Genomic DNA, 16,419 nt, shown 5'->3' with positions numbered 1-16,419 from the left:
CATGAACAAGCTCGAAAACCCGCTTCAATCCGACCTCGCGGGCCCCGCGCCCCGGCACAAGACCACCCAGGTGAAGGTGGGCAACGTCGCCGTCGGCGGCGGCGCGCCGATCGTCGTGCAGTCGATGACCAACACCGACACCGCCGACATCGACGGCACCATCGCCCAGGTCGCAGCGCTCGCGCGCGCCGGCTCCGAAATGGTCCGCATCACCGTGGACCGCGAGGAGGCCGCGGCCGCCGTCCCGCACATTCGCGACGGCCTCGCCAAGCGCGGCATCACCACGCCGCTGATCGGCGACTTCCATTATATCGGCCACAAGCTGCTCGCGGCCTATCCGGCCTGCGCCGAGGCGCTGGCGAAATACCGCATCAATCCCGGCAATGTCGGCTTCAAGGACAAGCGCGACACCCAGTTCGCCGACATCATCGAGATCGCCAACAAGAACAACAAGCCGGTGCGCATCGGCGCCAATTGGGGCTCGCTCGACCAGGAGCTCTTGACCAAGCTGATGGACGAGAACGCCGCCTCCGCCAATCCGCGCGACGTGCGCGCGGTGACGCGCGAGGCGATGGTGCAATCGGCGCTGCTCTCGGCCGCGCGCGCCGAAGAACTCGGCATGCCCAAGGATCGCATCATCCTCTCGGCAAAAGTCTCGGCGGTGCAGGATCTGATCGCGGTCTATCAGGATCTCGCCTCGCGCTCCGACTACGCCATCCATCTCGGCCTCACCGAGGCCGGCATGGGCACGAAGGGCATCGTGGCCTCGTCCGCCGCGCTCGGCATCCTCCTGCAGCAGGGCATCGGTGACACCATCCGCATCTCGCTGACGCCGGAGCCCGGCGGCGACCGCACCCGCGAGGTACAGGTCGGCCAGGAGCTGCTGCAGACCATGGGCTTCCGCACCTTCGTGCCGCTGGTTGCGGCCTGCCCGGGCTGCGGCCGCACCACCTCGACCACGTTCCAGGAGCTGGCGCGCTCGATCCAGGATTTCATCCGCGACGAGATGCCGAACTGGAAAACGAAATATCCCGGCGTCGAGGAGCTCAACGTCGCGGTGATGGGTTGCATCGTCAACGGCCCCGGCGAATCCAAGCATGCCAATATCGGCATCTCGCTGCCCGGCACCGGCGAAGCGCCGGCCGCGCCCGTCTTCGTCGACGGCAAGAAGTTCCGCACCCTGCGCGGCCCGACCATCTCGGCCGACTTCAAGGCGCTGGTGATCGACTACATCGACCAGCGCTACGGCCAGGGCGCCAAGGTGCCGGAGACGGCGGCGGAGTGATCTCACTCCACTAGTGCGCTACACACTGCTGTCGTCCCGGATCTGCGCTTGCGCTTGTCCGGGACGACGGCTGTGGTTGCGGTGCAGATTGCACATCCACCCCCGCACGCTACGATGTCTTCCACTCAACAACGATCGGAAGACACGCCATGAGCTCACTCGCCGGCAAGCAAGGCCCGCGCTATCGCCACACCGCTGACGACGGCGCGCCCTACGAGACCATCGCGGTCGAAAAGCTCACCCCCATCATCGGCGCGGAAATCTCCGGCGTCGACATCGGCGCGCTGGTGGAGGGCGATATCAGCTCCAACCAGCAGATGGACGAGATCCACCGCGCGCTCGCCGAAAATCTCGTCATCTTCTTCCGCGACCAGCACATCACGCCGAAGCAGCACCTCGCCTTCGGCCGCAAGTTCGGCGAATTGCATGTCCATCCCGCAGCTCCCCACGAGGACGAAGATCCGGCCTTGATGAAGATCTATGCCGACAAGAATTCGCCGCGCGCCAATGGCGAGGGCTGGCATTCCGACGTGTCCTGCGATCTCGAGCCGCCGATGGGTTCGATCCTCTACATCAAGCAGTGCCCGCCGCGCGGCGGCGACACGCTGTTCGCCAACATGTACGCGGCCTATGAGGCGCTCTCGGACCGGATGAAAGCCTATCTCGATGGCCTCACCGCGCTGCACGACGGCGAGCCGATCTATCGCGGGCTTTATGCGAATTATGGCATCGCCGACAGGCCGAGCTATCCGCACGCCGAGCATCCGGTGGTGCGCACGCATCCGGTCACGGGCAGGAAGGCGCTCTACGTCAACAGGGGCTTCACCCGCCACATCAACGGCATCCCGCGCGACGAGAGCGATGCGATGCTTGCCTATCTCTACCAGCACGCCGAGAACCCGCTGTTCCAGTGCCGCTTCCGCTGGACCGAGAACGCCATCGCGTTCTGGGACAACCGCTGCACCCAGCACCGCGCCATGTGGGACTACTGGCCGCACACGCGCTCCGGCACGCGCGTCACGGTGAAGGGGGAGAGGCCGGTGTGAGTGCCGTTCCTGCGTTGACGTCCTCGCGCTCCGGCGCCAATCTTCCTTAAAAATATTCGGGAGGATCAGCCATGCTCCGCGCCGAGGACAACAAGTTCCTGACCGAGGCCGGTGCCGGGACCGGCATGGGCGAATTGTTGCGCCGCTTCTGGATTCCCGTGCTGCTGTCGGAAGAGCTGCCGGAACCCGACGGCGAGCCCAAGAAGATCACCGTGCTCGGCGAAGAGCTGCTCGCCTTCCGCGACACGCGCGGTGTGGTCGGCGTCATCGACCAATATTGCCCGCATCGCGGCGCCAATCTCTGGCTCGGACGCAACGAGGAATGCGGCATCCGCTGCGTCTATCACGGCTGGAAGTTCGACACCGACGGCGCGTGCGTCGACATGCCGACCTCCTATCCCGATCTCAACGCCAAGGATCTCATCCGCATCAAATCCTATCCGGCGCGCGAATGGGGCGAGATGATCTGGGCCTATATGGGGCCGGCGGAGGCGATGCCCGAGCTGCCTGATCTCGAAATGGCGCTGCTGCCGGCCTCGCACCGCTATGTCAGCAAGAAATGGCAGGACTGCAACTGGGTGCAGGCGCTGGAGGGCTCGATCGACACCGCGCATTTCACCTTTGCCCATCTCTCCTTCGACAAGGAGGAGAACGAGATCCTGGACATCAAGAAGCATTTCGTGAACCCGATTGCGCGCATGAACAGCGACCATATGCGCTGGATCGCCGAGGACCCGCGGCCCGTGATCAAGGTGCAGTCGCACGAGGCCGGGCTGACCATTGCCGGCGGCCGGCTCACCGGCGGCGACGCCATCTACTGGCGCATCGCGCAATTCCTGATGCCGTTCCACGCCTACGCGCCGAGCGCGATGCCGGGCGAGAACATCTTTGGCCAGACTTTCGTGCCCGTCACCGACACCTCCTGCTGGATCTACACCTATGCCTGGAATCCGGAGCGGCCGCTGACGCAAGCAGAGCGCGAGGCCTATGACCGCGGCAATGGCGTGATCGCCGAGGTCGACGCCCGTTACGTGCCGCTGCGTCACAAGGGCAACGACTATCTGATCGATCGCAAGCTGCAGAAGACCAGAAGCTACACCGGCATCAAGGGCGTGTCCGAGCAGGACGCCGCCTTGCAGGACAGCCAGGGCCCGATCGCCGATCGCACCCGCGAGCATCTCGGCCCGACCGATCTCGGCATCATGCATTTCCGCAAAGTCGTGATGGAGCTGGCGCGCGCGCTGCAAGAAGGCGAACCGCCGCCGCAGGCCGCGCATCAGGATCGCTACGCCGTGCGTTCCGGCGCCTGCGTCACCAGCAAGGCCAAGGATCTTCCCGCGGTGATGCTGGAGCGCTTTGGCGACGTCGCGGGCTTTGTCGGCCGTCCCAAAGTCGCGGCTGCGGAGTAGCCCTTGCCGCGGCCCTGGCGCATCGTCGCGATCGTCGCCGCAGCGCTGGCGGTGCTATCGCCGCCGCGTCTTGAAGCGCGCCACGCCGTCATGGCGAAGGCAGCGAAGGCGAGCGTCAAGCCATCGGCCGCGGAAAGATGCGAGCCGGGCAAGTTCCGCATCATCGTCGATGTCGGGCACACCTCCGAGGCGCTCGGCGCGACCAGCGCGCGCAACGATCCGGAATTCGGCTTCAACCTGCATTTGGCCAAGCTCGTCGGCGAGCGGCTGAAAGCGTCAGGATTTGCCGCGACCCGCGTGCTCGTGACCGACGGCAAGGCGAAAGCGAGCCTGCTCAAACGCGTCGCCACCGCCAATGGCGCGCGTGCGGATCTCTTCCTGTCGATCCACCATGATTCGGTCCCGGACCAGCTGCTCGAGCAATGGGAATTCGATGGCGCGAAGAGCTGGTTCAGCGATCGCTTCAGCGGCCATTCGCTGTTCGTGTCGGAGCGCAATCCGCACTTCGCCGCCAGCCTGTCTTTTGCCCGGCTGCTGGGCAAGGAGCTGAAAGCCGGCGGTCTGCACTATGCCAGCCAGTACACCCTGCCGCTGATGGGCCGCTACCGGCACCAGTTGCTGGACAAGGACGTCGGCGTCTATCGCTATGACAGCCTCGTCGTGCTGTCGCGGACGAACAGCGCCGCGGTCCTGCTGGAGGCCGGATCCATCATCAATCGCGATGAGGAGATGGCCATGAACTCGCCGGAGCGGCAGGAGCTGATTGCCGGTGCCGTATCGACGGCGATGCGGACCTATTGCGAGAAGCGATAGCGCTGCTGCCGGCGCCGCGACGCTATAGCGGCACTCCGCGATACTCGCGGTTCGCCAGACTTGCTTCCTCGAGATCGAGATCGCGTTCGATCCGCCGCCGCGTCTCGTCGGTGATCTGGCCGTCGCGCAGCAGGTCATGGATGAATTTGCGCTCGGCCTCGATCAGCTCCCGTGTCAGCGCGGTGCCGGCGGCGGAGACGTCGTGGTGGGCGGGATCGAGCGAGTCAGGAAGCTGGTTGACGCGGATCTCGTGACGGGCGCGGAGCAGCCGCATCACCTCGTCCGACACCTCTTTCTCCTCGGAGAACGCATCCAGCGATTTCAGTGCGGCGTCGAGCGCCTGGCGCCGGGCCGCGATCTCGGCCTCGTGCTCGGCGACGTGCTCGCTGCGTCCGGCCTGCGCGATGCCGAGCCAGCGCACCACCGCCGGCAGCGTCAGGCCGACGCCGATCAGGGTGATGAAGATGACGCCGAAGGCGACGAACAGGATCAGGTCGCGATACGGGAAGGCCTCGCCATCGGGCAGCGCGAACGGCAGCGCCAGCGCGGCCGCCAGCGACACCGCGCCGCGCACGCCGGTAAAGGCGAGCGCGAACGGCCATTGCCAGGGCGGCGACGGATCGCGCGCGCGCAGCGACTTGCTCAGCATCCGCGGCAGATAGGTGGCGGGATAGAGCCAGGCAAAGCGCGCCAGCACGATGACGGCCATGACCACCGCGGTCGCGATCATGATGTCGTCGAGCGGAAACGCTTTCGACTTCTCATAGAGCGCGCGCATCTGGAAGCCGGTGAGCAGGAACAGCAGGCCCTCGATCAGGTAGATGATGAGATCCCAGAAGAAGATGCCCTGCAGGCGGGTCGACGCCGAAATCAGCAGCGGCCCGTTCCAGCTCACATAGAGGCCGCAGGCGACGGTGGCGATCACGCCGGAGCCGCCGACATGCTCCGGCAGCCAATAGGACACGTAGGGCGTGATCAGCGACAGCGTCAGCTCGACCTGCGGATCCCTGGACCATTTGCGGAAGCGCAGCGACAGCCAGCCGACGCCGATGCCGAAGGCAATCTCGCCGGCGACGATGAGGGAAAATTCGCCGGCCGCCAGCGGCAGCGAGAAGTGCCCGACCACGATCGCGGCGAGCGCGAAGCGGTAGAGGATCAGCGCGGTGGCATCGTTGGCGAGACCCTCGCCCTCGAGGATGACGACGAGCCGTCGCGGCATGTTCAGCCGCCGCGCGATCGCGAGCGGCGCGACCACGTCGGGCGGCGCGACGATCGCGCCCAACAGGAAGCCGATGCTCCAGGGCAGGCCGATCACGTAATGGGTCGCGGTCGCGACCATCGCCGCGGTGAAGATCACCGCGCCGACGGCGAGCAGCACGATCGGGCGCAAATTGTTCCTGAACTCGCGCCAGCTCATCGCGACGCTCGCCGAGTAGATCAGCGGCGGCAGCACCATCAGCAGCACCAGTTCCGGCGGCAGTTCCACCGGCGGCATGCCCGGCACGAAAGCGAGGCCGACGCCTGAGAGCATCAGCAGGATGGCCGGGGCGATGTTGAAGCGGCGTGCGGCCAGGGCCGTGCCCGCCAGCACGGCCAGCAGGATGAGAAAGGTCTGAAATTTCGCGGCGATCATGACCTCTCTTGGCCCGGAAGCGGCCAAGAGGTCAATGCGGGCGCTTTAGGCCAGTCGCTCGGCCACCATCCGCCCGATCCGCGCGAACACCGCCTCGAGCTGCGCCGGATTCGGCGAGCCGCCCTGGGCATAGGCCGCGATCAGGATCGGCGCATCGGGTTTGGGCCAGGCGACCGCGATATCGCCCGATGCGTCCTTGCCGTTATTGCCGGTCTTGTCGCCGATTGTCCAGCTCGCCGGCAGGCCGCCGCGCAGCCGGTTCGCACCGGTCTTGCAGCCGACCATCCATTCGGTGAGCTGGGCCTTCGAGGCCGGCGACAGCACCTCGCCCGTGACCAGGCGCTTCAGATTGCCGGCCATCGCCGTTGGCGTCGTGGTGTCCCTGACATCGCCGGGCGGCGAGCGGTTGAGTTCGGGCTCGTTGTGGTCGAGCCGCGAAATGGTGTCGCCGATCGAGCGCCAGAACGCCGTGAGGGCGGCTGGGCCACCGACCCGCGCCAGCAGAAGATTGGCGCAGGTGTTGTCGCTGAGCTCGACGATCGCCTTGCACATGTCCGCGACCGACATCGCGCCGGCCGACAGGTTCTGTTTCGCCACCGGTGCGTAGTCGAGCAGATCGGCCTTGCCGTAGGCGATCATCGCCGCCAGCTTCTCCTCGCCGCGATCGACCCGCGCCAGCACGCACGCCGCGAGCGAGGCCTTGAAGGTCGAGCACATCACAAAGCGCTCGTCGGAGCGCCAGGCGAGTGTCTTGCCGGTCGCCAGATTCTCCGCATAGACCCCGATCTTTCCGCCGCTCTCGCGCTCGTAGGATTCGAGTTCGGCCGGAGCCTCCGCCGCGAGCGCGGGAGCAGCGGCCATCCAGGCGAGCGAGGCGAGCAGGGAACGGCGATCGAGCAGCATGGGGGACCTTTGGGGAGAAGAGGATGCGCTATCCGCGCCGTCATTGCGAGCGAAGCGAAGCAATCCAGAATCCCTCCACAGGGGCAGGCGGGATTGCTTCGTCGCAAGAGCTCCTCGCAATGACGTGTGGCGAGAGTTGGGCTCGCAATGACGACCGGTGAGCGGCAACTGCGCCTGATTTCAGGCAGCCTCACTCCCTCAGGTCGTACCTGTACGATTTCGACACGATCTGCCAGCCGTCGGCGAGCTTCATCGCCACCAGATAATCAGTGAAGAAACGCGGTGGCAGTTGGCATCTGACCTTGATGAAGGCGGTCTTGTCGTCCGAACGGTCGATGGTGACGATGAAATCCTCGCGCGGCTTGCCTTCCGCCTTGGCGGAGGGACGCTTGCGCACCCAGGCGAGCCAGTCCGGCACGGTCAGGATCTTCAGCTCGCCCTTTTCGACCGAACGCAGATCGGCCGAGGGGTGGAAGACCTCGCCGAGCTTGTCGGCGTCGCCCTCGTAAAGGCCGTCAAAATAGGTTTGCACGACGGCTTCGACGCTCGACCGGTTCTGGCTCATGGGGTCATCCCTTTGAATGATGGCTGGACGCGAATTTAGTCGTACACATCGAATTGCGCTATGGGTGTCTTCTGCCATTTGCGCGGGGACGCCATCATGACGGGTTCGCAACATCAGAAGACTCGCATCCTTGCCGGCGAATGCTGTTGCCGCGCCGTTGGCTACGAGGTGGCGGACGCCTTCTCTTACGCGCTGAACTGCCATTGCTCGAACTGCCGCCGCACCACCGGTTCCGCGTTCAAGCCGTTCGCCGGCATCGAATACAGCAAGCTGCATCTCGTCAGGGGCGCGGAGCTGGGGATGATCTACGGGGACGACACCACCCATGACGCGCACTGCGCCCGCTGCGGCTCGCTGCTCTATTCCCGGGTCCGCGACGGAAAATGGGCCCATGTCGCCATGGGAACCCTGGTCGACGCCCCCTCGATCCGCCCGACGGCCCATATTTTCGTCGGCTCCAAGGCGCCGTGGCACGAGATCACGGACGATCTGCCGCAATATCGGGGGCATGTCGGAGATGGCTAGGGAAAACCCACTGGCGCGCGTTTGGCGGCGAACCGCCAACGCACTGGCGCGACTAACAAAAGGGGTTCCTCGGCCGGTCGCCGCCGCGTTCTTCGTGACCTCCATCACAAGCGCTGGCGGCGGATCTTGCTAAGGCTGGCCCCGAGGGTGTGAACTGCCCCCAAACTCCTGGAAGTCTTGTCATGCGCAATTTTTTCAGACTTTACCCATTGCTTCTCGCCCTCGCGCTGATGTCGGGCGCCGAGCCTGCCTTCGCCGGAAAGCGTGTTGCGCTGGTGCTCGCCAATTCGGCCTATCAGCACGCGCCCTCGCTCGCCAATCCCGTCAACGACGGCGCGGTGATGGCGAAGACGCTGAAGGATGCCGGCTTCGATGTGGTCGATTCCCGCCATGACCTGACCGCGCTCGATACGCGACGCGTGCTGCGCGATTTCGCCGACGCGACCCGCGACGCCGACATTGCCGTGGTCTACTATGCCGGCCACGGTATCGAGGTCGAAGGCTCCAATTATCTGATTCCTGTCGATGCCAGGCTGGAGCGCGACACCGACGTCTATGACGAGGCGCTCTCGCTCGACCGCGTGCTGGTCGCGGTCGAACCGGCCAAGCAGCTTCGCCTGGTGATCCTCGATGCCTGCCGCGACAATCCGTTCGGCAGGACCATGAAGCGCACGCTTGCCTCGCGCGGCATCGGCCGCGGCCTGGCCCAGGTCGAGCCGACCAGCACCAACACGCTGATCGCCTATTCGGCCAAGGCCGGCTTCACGGCGCAGGACGGCGACGGTGCCAACAGCCCGTTCACCATCGCGCTCTCGAAGCATCTGACGACGCCGGGGCTCGACGTCCGCCGCGCCTTCGGCTTCATCCGCGACGAGGTGCTGAGGTCGACCGGGAACAAGCAGGAGCCCTTCGTCTACGGCTCGCTCGGCGGCGAGGACGTGCCGCTGGTGCCGGTCAAGGCTGCCCCCGCGACCGCCGCGATGGCGCCCGCGCCTGCGATCAATCCGCAGGCCGACATGCGCCGCGACTATGAGCTCGCGCTTCAGGTCGGCAACAAGCCGGCATGGGAAGCCTTCCTGGCCCAGCATCCCGATGGCTTCTATGCGAACCTTGCCAAGCTGCAGCTCGACAAGATCCAGGCCGAGCAGGTTCATGCGGCGGCGATCGAGAAGGCGAAGCAGGCCGAGGCCGAACGCGATCGTCTTGCCGCGCTTGGCGCCCAGAGAGACGCGCAGGCCAAGGCCGCGGCCGATGCAAAGGCGGCCGAGCAGGCCCAGCTTGCCGCGCAGAAAGCCAAGGAGCAGGCGCAACAGCAGGCCGCCGCTGCCGAGCAGCAGCGCGTCAATCTCGCCGCTGCGACGCCGGCCGCCGCGCCCGCCAGCACCGCCGGCCCCGCCGGCACCAATGTCGCCTCGTTGACGCCCACGACGACGCCGGCCGATCTCAGCCGCTCGGTGCAGACCGAACTCGGCCGCGTCGGCTGTTTCGCCGGCCAGCCTGACGGCGTCTGGAACACGTCCTCGCAACGGTCGCTGTCGCAGTTCAACCGCTATGCCGGCACCAAGCTCGACGTGAAGGTGGCGAGCACGGATGCGCTCGACGCCGTCAAGTCGAAGCAGTCGCGCGTCTGTCCGCTGGTCTGCGACCACGGCTTCAAGGCCGACGGCGACAAGTGCACCAGGATCGTCTGCGGCGACGGCTTTGTGCTCAACGACGACAATGAATGCGAGAAGAAGCGCGCCGCAAAGCCTGCGCCCTCGAAGCCCGCGACCTCGCGGCGCGACGACAGCGAAAGCCGTCCGGCCCGGCAGCGTCCGCAGATCGGCGCGGCGGGTGTTGCGGGCATCGGCGGTGCTGCAGCCGGTATCGCAGCCGGCGCCGGCCGCGCCTCGGGTAGTGGGCAGATGTTCTGCAACAGCAGCGGCTGCCGCCCGGTGAACCGCGGCTGCCATCTGGAATATCGCGGCGGTGGCGGCCCCGGCAACGATGCCAACGCCGAGGTCTGTTACTAGGACGACACCGGAGAGGGACTTAAGTCGCGATCGCGCTCGCTGCGATGTTCACGGTCAGCGCCAGCAGCGCCGTGTTGTAGATGAACGACACGATGCCGTGCGCGGTGGCGGTGCGGCGGATGGTCTTGTCGGTGATGCCGACGTCGGAGACCTGCGCGGTCATGCCGATCACGAACGAGAAATAGACGAAGTCCCAATAGTCGGCGTGGTCTTCCTCGTTGCCCTGAGGAAACTGCAATCCGCCGGCCGGGGGGCGGTAATAATCATGAGCGTAGTGCAGAGCGAAGGTCGTGTGCACGGCGGCCCAGGACAGCGCGATCGTGGTAATCGCAATGGTCAACTCCGCGGCACCGCGATGGGCGCCGAGTTCCGAGACGATCGCCGCGATGCTGGCGAAGGCGCCGGTCGCGGTCACCAGCAGGATCACGAAGCGGCCGTCGTCCTGCATCGCGGCGCTGCGGCGGATGTGCTGGTGGTCGTTGTTGAGCATCATGCTGTAGACCAGCACGAGATAGACCGCGATCAGCGCATCCCAGCCGAACAACAGCCGCGTCACCAGCCGGAACGAACCGGGGATCAGCAGGCAGACAAGGATGCCGACGGCGAGCGAGATGAAGGTCCGCGGCCGCGCATAGATCAGCCGCATCGGCCGCGACCTCTGGCGGAAGCGGGCGAGGACGGGATCTTCTTTTTCCATGCAGATTTTCCGGAGAGGTCCGAGCGGCATCACAGGTGCGCTCCCTCCCCCGCTTGCGGGGGAGGGTTGGGGAGAGGGTATCTCCACAAGCGAGAACCCCCAAGAGGAGAAAGCCCTCACCCGCGCCTTCGGCGCGACCTCTCCCGCAAGCGGGAGAGGTGAAAACCCAACCTCAATTCTTCCGCTCGGCCACGAAGCGCGCGGCGGCTTGCAGCACGGCGGCGCGGTCGCCGAAGATCGACACGGCGCTGTCGGCGCGTGCGAGCAGGTCGCGCACGCGCTGCTTGGCGCCTTCGATGCCGAGCTGGGTGACGAAGGTGGTCTTGCCGAGCACGGCATCGGCGCCTGCCGGCTTGCCGAGGGCGGCCGCATCGCCTTCGACGTCGAGCAGGTCGTCGGCGATCTGGAAAGCTTCGCCGAGTGCGCGGCCGTAATCGTCGAGCGCCTGATATTCCTTTTGCGAGGCTTGGCCGAGCAGCGCGCCGGCGATGCAGCCGAAGCGCAGCAGCGCGCCGGTCTTCATCTGCTGAATACGGGCGACGTCGATCGGCTCGTTACCACCGAAGCGGCCTTCGCCGGCGAGATCGAGGATCTGGCCGCCGACCATGCCGCCGATGCCGGCGCAGCGCGCCAGCGCGCGCGTCAGCAGGAGGCGCACATTGGCGTCGCGATGGACCTCGTCGCGGGTGATGATGTCGAAGGCGATCGTCAAGAGGCCGTCGCCGGCGAGGATCGCGGTGGCGTCATCGGTCTGCTTGTGCAGCGTGGGACGGCCACGGCGCAGGTCCGAATTGTCCATCGCCGGCAGATCGTCATGGATCAGTGAATAGCAGTGGATGCATTCGAGCGCGGCGCCGACGAGCAGCGCAGCGTCGCGGGGAACGCCGAACACGGCCGCACTCTCGACCACCAGGAACGGCCGCAGGCGCTTGCCGCCGTTCAGGCTCGAATAGCGCATTGCGTCCATCAGCCGCTTGGGGCGGGCGATCTCGTCGTGCAGGATGTCGTCCGACAGCAGGCGAGCGAGCAAGGCCTCGGTGTCATCAGCGGTCTTGTCCAGACGCTTGGCGAAATCGGACGGGGACGTGCCGGTCATCAAGAAAGGCTCCAGAACTAAAATTCGGCGGGACAATCCTTTATGCGCCTGCCCCAGTCAATCGTTTGAAAGGCCTAAAAAGTGCTGGAAAAGGCCCGAATTATCACAGACTTAATGGCGGGATGAGCGGCCACGTTCATTTCGTGCCGGAAAGGTCGATTTGCGCATCGTCAAAATCCTGCTTGTCGTGCTCGCGGTCGTGGCTCTCTCGCCCTATGTGGTCGCGCCGTTCTACCGCACCGGCCATCCGGTTTCGACATTGATGGCCTGGCGTTCGCTGACGGGCGCGCCGATGCATCGCCAATGGATCGATCTGGCCGAGATGTCGCCCTATTTGCCGCGCTCGGTGGTGGCGGCCGAGGACGCCCATTTCTGCAAGCATCACGGCATCGACTGGGGCGCCTTGCGCGAGGCCATCAACGACGCCCAGGAGGACGGCACGTCGTTCCGCGGTGCCTCCACCATCACCCAGCAGGTGGCAAAGAACCTGTTCCTCTGGCAGGGGCGCGATTTCGTCCGCAAGGCGCTGGAATTCCCGCTGGCGCTGTGGATCGATCTCGTTCTGCCCAAGCCGCGGATTCTGGAGATTTACCTCAACATCGCCGAGTTCGGCCCGCAGGGCCAGTTTGGCGTCGAGGCGGGCAGTGCCTACGCCTTCGGCAAGTCGGCGGCCGATCTCTCTCCCCGGGAAGCGGCCCTTCTGGCCTCGGTCCTGCCGAATCCGGTCAAACGCAGCGCCAGGACCCCGGGGCCGGGCGTCCGTCGGCTGGCCGGGACCTATGTGGCGCGGGGCCAGGCCACCTCGCTTTTGACCTGCTGGCGGGAAAATCGCTGATTTTCGGGCCCTTTTTCGGGCGCATTTTCCGTCCCAGAACCCTAGCTTTACGGCCAGCCTTCCTCTATAAGCCCGGCCTTGATCGGCATTCAGCTCGCCCCGTATTGCGGGTGCTGAGCCGTCCCGTTGCGGACGTTGCCCGGATGAACACCAATCCCTAGAGGATACTGAAATGGCCGTTCCGAGAAGAAAAACCTCGCCGTCGCGCCGTGGCATGCGCCGCTCGGCAGACGCCATCAAGAAGCCGACCTATGTGGAAGACAAGGACTCCGGCGAGCTCCGCCGTCCGCATCATCTCGACCTCAAGACCGGCATGTACAAGGGCCGTCAGGTCCTGAAGAAGAAAGAGTCCTGAGCTCGGGACTTTTCTTTGGGCGGGTTGATGGCGCCCGCCTGATTTCGGCCAACCCATGAGATATGACAGTGACGGCGGCGGAGCCAATGCTTCGCCGCCGCCTTGTCCTGCCCGGACATCTTGATCGAGAAGGCGCTTTGCCGATGGTCGGTTTCCCGCTGCTTCTGATTCCGCTCGCGGTGTACAACATCATCGCCTTCCTGATGCCGACGGTGTCGTTCTCGGACGTGCTGTTCAGGGTGCCGATGATCACGGGCGAGCCCTGGCCGGTCACGCTCTCGGATCTCTTGCTGGCGCTTGGCGTCGTGCTGCTGCTGCTGGAGGTGGTCAAGGGCGCGCGGCCCGGCGCGAAGTTCCTGATGGATCATCTGCTGTCGCTGATCATCTTCGGCGCGGCCGCGGCCGAATTCGTCATGTGGCCCAAATTCGGCAACTCCACTTACTTCCTGCTGGTGCTGCTCGCGATGGCTGATTTCCTCGGCGGCATCGCCCAACGCGCGCGCCGCCGCATTGCCTATGTCGCCGCGGAGACGGTGGCGGTGCCGCGCAAGGCGAAACGCCAGGCCGAGACGGCGCCGCCCGCGACCACGTTCGAGCCGAAATATCCGGAGCCCGCACCGCAGCCCGAGCCGCCCCCGCCCTCGGCGCAATCGGTTGCCGAATCGGTGCTGATGGATCACCCCGCGCCGAAGCCTGTGCAGGGCACCCTGCCGTCGCCGGAAATTCCCTCGCCGCATTTGCAGCCGGGCAACGGCACGCCGTCCTCGCCTGAAGAGCCGCGGTGAACGAGATACGCCATTCCTGTCGCCGCATTGACGGTGTGCTCCCTCTCCCGCTTGCGGGAGAGGGTTGGGGAGAGGGTGTCACCGCAATGGGACAATCCCCAAGAGGAAAGAACCCTCACCCGCCACGCTCTGCGAGCGTGTCGGCCTCTCCCGCAAGCGGGAGAGGCGGAGCGAGCGCGAGGCGACAATTGCCCTGAAAGCGGCGCTACGCCACCTGCCGCGTGCGTGAGCTGACGCTGGGCAGCGGGCGCTTGCTGCCATAGGCGATGTGGGCGTCCTCGGACGAGCCGCGGCGCAGCCGGCTTGTCTGCGGCAGATGCTCGGCATTGGCGATCAGCTGGGTGACGAAGCTCGGATCGGGGCGCGTCACCGGCACCTTGCGAACCAACTGCAAGACCGGCGTGAGCGGGACCAGCGCGGTCCCGGCTTCCCGCATCGACTCGTCCATCTGATCCACATTGACCATCACAACACCGCTGACCCGATTGACCTGGCGCGTTTTGGGACGCTGGCGCCGGTCCATGCGATGGTCTCGCAAGGCCCATGCCGGCCGAGCCTATTCCGTTCCGCAGCCCTCGCGAACGTGGTTTCCAAATTGTTTATGAACTTTGCCTAGGGTCGGAGGCGAATCTGGCCGTATCCTGTGCCGGCTCAGGACTCCCTGCTGTCCCGAAACGAGGCGCTTTTGACTTCAACATTGCCGCAAGCCTCCGAAATCCTGGCCGCCCTCGGCCAGGCCGTGTTCGTCTGGGATCTCGCCAGCGACGCCATCGTCTGGGGTGACCAGGCCGGCGCAGTCTTCCCCGGTATCCCCGCCGAGCGGCTGGCGACCGGCGCCGAGTTCGCCAAGCTGATCGAGCCCGCGCAAGGCTTGCGCAGTGCCGCGCTGGCGCAGACGTCGGCCGTGCACGGCGCCGACGGCACGCCGTACCGGGTCGAATATGGCGTGCGCATGAGCGCGTCCGATCCGGTGATCTGGATCGAGGAGACCGGCCGCTGGTTCGCCGGCGCCGACGGTCGGCCCGTGCGCGCGATCGGCTCCGTCCGCATCAACAATGAGCGGCACGCCCGCGACGAGGAGCTGACCAGGCTTGCCCGGCTCGACCCGCTCACCGGCGAACTCAATCGCTCCCATCTGATCGCGGCGCTGGCCGAGGCGATCGAGGAGACCAGCCGCTTCCGCTCGACGGCGGCCTTCATGCTGGTCGGCATCGACCATCTCGCGCGCGTCAACGACGCCTTCGGCTTCGACGTTGCCGATGCCGTGATCCTCGACGTCGCCAAGCGCATTCGCGCCCGGTTGCGGGGCGGCGACGTGCTCGGACGCTTTTCGGGCAACAAATTCGGCCTGATCCTGAAGAACTGCACCGTCGACGACATGAACGTCGCCGCCGAGCGCTTCCTTGCCGGCGTCCGCGATGAGGTGGTGCCGACCAAGTCGGGGCCGGTGTCCGTCACCATCTCGATCGGCGCGGTCAGCCTGCCGCGCTATGCCCGCAGCACGGACGAGGCGATCAACCGCGCCCACGAGACGCTGGATGCCGCCAAGCGCCGCCGCGCCGGCGCGTTCGCCGCCTGGCGTCCGAACGCCGAGCGCGACGCCCAGCGCCGCGTCAACATCCGTGTCACCGACGAGATCGTCACCGCACTGAACGAGCGCCGGATTAAGCTCGCCTACGAGCCGGTGGTTTCGTCCGCCACCCGCGAGGGCGCGTTCCACGAATGCCTGGTGCGGATGGACCAGGGCGACGGCCAGGTGCTGCTTGCGCCCGACATCGTGCCGGTCGCCGAACGGCTCGGCCTGATCAGGCTGGTCGATCATCGCGTGCTCGAGCTGGTGGTTGCCGAGCTTGCGGCGGCGCCCGACGTTCGGCTCAGCCTCAACATCTCGCCGGACACGACGATGGATCCGGACTGGTGGGCCGGAATCGAATCGCTGATGCGCGCCCATCCCGGGGTCGCCGAGCGGCTGATCGTGGAGATCACCGAGACCGTCGCGATCCAGGACATCGACGACGTTCGCGCCTTCGTCAGCCGCCTCAAGAATTTCGGCAGCCACATCGCCATCGACGATTTCGGCGCCGGCTACACCTCGTTCCGCAATTTGCGCAAGCTCGGCGTGGATATCGTCAAGATCGATGGCGCCTTCGTGCAGAACATCACCCGGTCCGCCGACGACCGCGCCTTCGTGCAGACGCTGATCGACCTCGCCCGCCGCCTCGACATCAAGACGGTGGCCGAATGGGTGCAGGACGAGGAGGCCGCCACCATGCTGCGCGATTGGGGCTGCGACTACATCCAGGGCCGCCTGATCGGCCTCGCCTCAGCCGACCGCCCGTGGGGCGCGCCGCCGGACAGCGCGCTGCCCGCGGCAAGCTGAGCTGCCGTAGGGTGGGTTAGCCGAAGGCGTAACCCACCACCTGCTATCCGTGTAGAGAGAGAAGTGGTGGATTACGCCTT

16 protein-coding genes are annotated in these 16,419 nt (G+C 66.0%); 10 read left to right on the top strand and 6 right to left on the bottom strand.

Annotation, left to right across the window (positions count from 1 at the left end; all coding sequences use genetic code 11):
* Window position 1 precedes the first annotated feature (1 nt).
* From ispG to G8O24_RS15715, 4 genes are all read left to right on the top strand, one after another.
* Window positions 2-1,285: a flavodoxin-dependent (E)-4-hydroxy-3-methylbut-2-enyl-diphosphate synthase gene (gene ispG, locus G8O24_RS15730; RefSeq protein ID WP_188100715.1), complete on the top strand. Its 1,284-nt coding sequence runs from the start codon at window positions 2-4 to the stop codon at window positions 1,283-1,285.
* 149 nt (window positions 1,286-1,434) lie between these two features.
* Entirely contained in the window at window positions 1,435-2,331 is an 897-nt protein-coding gene (locus G8O24_RS15725; RefSeq protein ID WP_188100713.1) for a TauD/TfdA dioxygenase family protein, read from the top strand.
* Window positions 2,332-2,402: 71 nt separating this feature from the next.
* Complete coding sequence (locus tag G8O24_RS15720; protein WP_188100711.1) at window positions 2,403-3,740, top strand: Rieske 2Fe-2S domain-containing protein; 1,338 nt, start codon at window positions 2,403-2,405, stop codon at window positions 3,738-3,740.
* A gap of 3 nt (window positions 3,741-3,743) precedes the next feature.
* Window positions 3,744-4,553, top strand: a complete 810-nt coding sequence (locus G8O24_RS15715) for an N-acetylmuramoyl-L-alanine amidase (RefSeq protein ID WP_376708070.1) — start codon at window positions 3,744-3,746, stop codon at window positions 4,551-4,553.
* 22 nt (window positions 4,554-4,575) lie between these two features.
* Here the strand turns inward: G8O24_RS15715 and G8O24_RS15710 are convergent, their stop codons facing one another.
* From G8O24_RS15710 to G8O24_RS15700, 3 genes are all read right to left on the bottom strand, one after another.
* Window positions 4,576-6,186: a Na+/H+ antiporter gene (locus tag G8O24_RS15710; protein ID WP_191093211.1), complete on the bottom strand. Its 1,611-nt coding sequence runs from the start codon at window positions 6,184-6,186 to the stop codon at window positions 4,576-4,578.
* A 45-nt stretch (window positions 6,187-6,231) separates the two neighbouring features.
* A complete protein-coding gene (gene bla / locus G8O24_RS15705; RefSeq protein ID WP_188100709.1) occupies window positions 6,232-7,089 on the bottom strand; it encodes a class A beta-lactamase in 858 nt (285 codons plus the stop codon).
* A gap of 190 nt (window positions 7,090-7,279) precedes the next feature.
* Window positions 7,280-7,654 (bottom strand): nuclear transport factor 2 family protein, encoded by a 375-nt coding sequence (locus G8O24_RS15700; protein ID WP_188100708.1) that lies wholly within the window; start codon window positions 7,652-7,654, stop codon window positions 7,280-7,282.
* Between the two features lie 96 nt (window positions 7,655-7,750).
* On the opposite strand from G8O24_RS15700, the gene G8O24_RS15695 reads away from it, so the two are divergent.
* Together G8O24_RS15695 and G8O24_RS15690 are read left to right on the top strand one after the other, a co-directional pair.
* The gene (locus tag G8O24_RS15695) at window positions 7,751-8,179 is read left to right on the top strand and encodes a GFA family protein (RefSeq protein ID WP_188100706.1); all 429 of its coding nucleotides are present in this window, start codon (window positions 7,751-7,753) and stop codon (window positions 8,177-8,179) included.
* A 182-nt stretch (window positions 8,180-8,361) separates the two neighbouring features.
* On the top strand, window positions 8,362-10,191 hold the full coding sequence (locus G8O24_RS15690; RefSeq protein ID WP_188100705.1) for a caspase family protein: 1,830 nt from the start codon (window positions 8,362-8,364) through the stop codon (window positions 10,189-10,191).
* Window positions 10,192-10,210: 19 nt separating this feature from the next.
* On the opposite strand, the gene G8O24_RS15685 is transcribed toward G8O24_RS15690, so the two are convergent.
* Together G8O24_RS15685 and G8O24_RS15680 are read right to left on the bottom strand one after the other, a co-directional pair.
* The gene (locus G8O24_RS15685) at window positions 10,211-10,888 is read right to left on the bottom strand and encodes a DUF1345 domain-containing protein (RefSeq protein ID WP_188100703.1); all 678 of its coding nucleotides are present in this window, start codon (window positions 10,886-10,888) and stop codon (window positions 10,211-10,213) included.
* Window positions 10,889-11,060: 172 nt separating this feature from the next.
* Window positions 11,061-11,984, bottom strand: a complete 924-nt coding sequence (locus tag G8O24_RS15680; RefSeq protein ID WP_188100701.1) for a polyprenyl synthetase family protein — start codon at window positions 11,982-11,984, stop codon at window positions 11,061-11,063.
* Between the two features lie 160 nt (window positions 11,985-12,144).
* Here G8O24_RS15680 and mtgA point away from each other — a divergent pair, with 160 nt between their 5' ends.
* From mtgA to G8O24_RS15665, 3 genes are all read left to right on the top strand, one after another.
* On the top strand, window positions 12,145-12,819 hold the full coding sequence (mtgA, locus tag G8O24_RS15675) for a monofunctional biosynthetic peptidoglycan transglycosylase (RefSeq protein ID WP_188100700.1): 675 nt from the start codon (window positions 12,145-12,147) through the stop codon (window positions 12,817-12,819).
* Window positions 12,820-12,991: 172 nt separating this feature from the next.
* The gene (rpmF, locus tag G8O24_RS15670; RefSeq protein ID WP_007598106.1) at window positions 12,992-13,174 is read left to right on the top strand and encodes a 50S ribosomal protein L32; all 183 of its coding nucleotides are present in this window, start codon (window positions 12,992-12,994) and stop codon (window positions 13,172-13,174) included.
* A 143-nt stretch (window positions 13,175-13,317) separates the two neighbouring features.
* Window positions 13,318-13,959, top strand: a complete 642-nt coding sequence (locus tag G8O24_RS15665; protein WP_188100698.1) for a hypothetical protein — start codon at window positions 13,318-13,320, stop codon at window positions 13,957-13,959.
* A gap of 205 nt (window positions 13,960-14,164) precedes the next feature.
* Here the strand turns inward: G8O24_RS15665 and G8O24_RS15660 are convergent, their stop codons facing one another.
* On the bottom strand, window positions 14,165-14,425 hold the full coding sequence (locus tag G8O24_RS15660; RefSeq protein WP_188100793.1) for a hypothetical protein: 261 nt from the start codon (window positions 14,423-14,425) through the stop codon (window positions 14,165-14,167).
* A gap of 219 nt (window positions 14,426-14,644) precedes the next feature.
* On the opposite strand from G8O24_RS15660, the gene G8O24_RS15655 reads away from it, so the two are divergent.
* Window positions 14,645-16,339, top strand: a complete 1,695-nt coding sequence (locus tag G8O24_RS15655) for a bifunctional diguanylate cyclase/phosphodiesterase (RefSeq protein WP_188100696.1) — start codon at window positions 14,645-14,647, stop codon at window positions 16,337-16,339.
* Window positions 16,340-16,419 lie beyond the last annotated feature (80 nt).

This window comes from Bradyrhizobium campsiandrae (genome assembly GCF_014529705.1).
In the GTDB taxonomy this organism is placed as follows: domain Bacteria; phylum Pseudomonadota; class Alphaproteobacteria; order Rhizobiales; family Xanthobacteraceae; genus Bradyrhizobium; species Bradyrhizobium campsiandrae.
The sequence above is the reverse complement of the archived record's forward strand: the minus strand, read 5'-3'. Positions and strand labels throughout refer to the sequence as shown.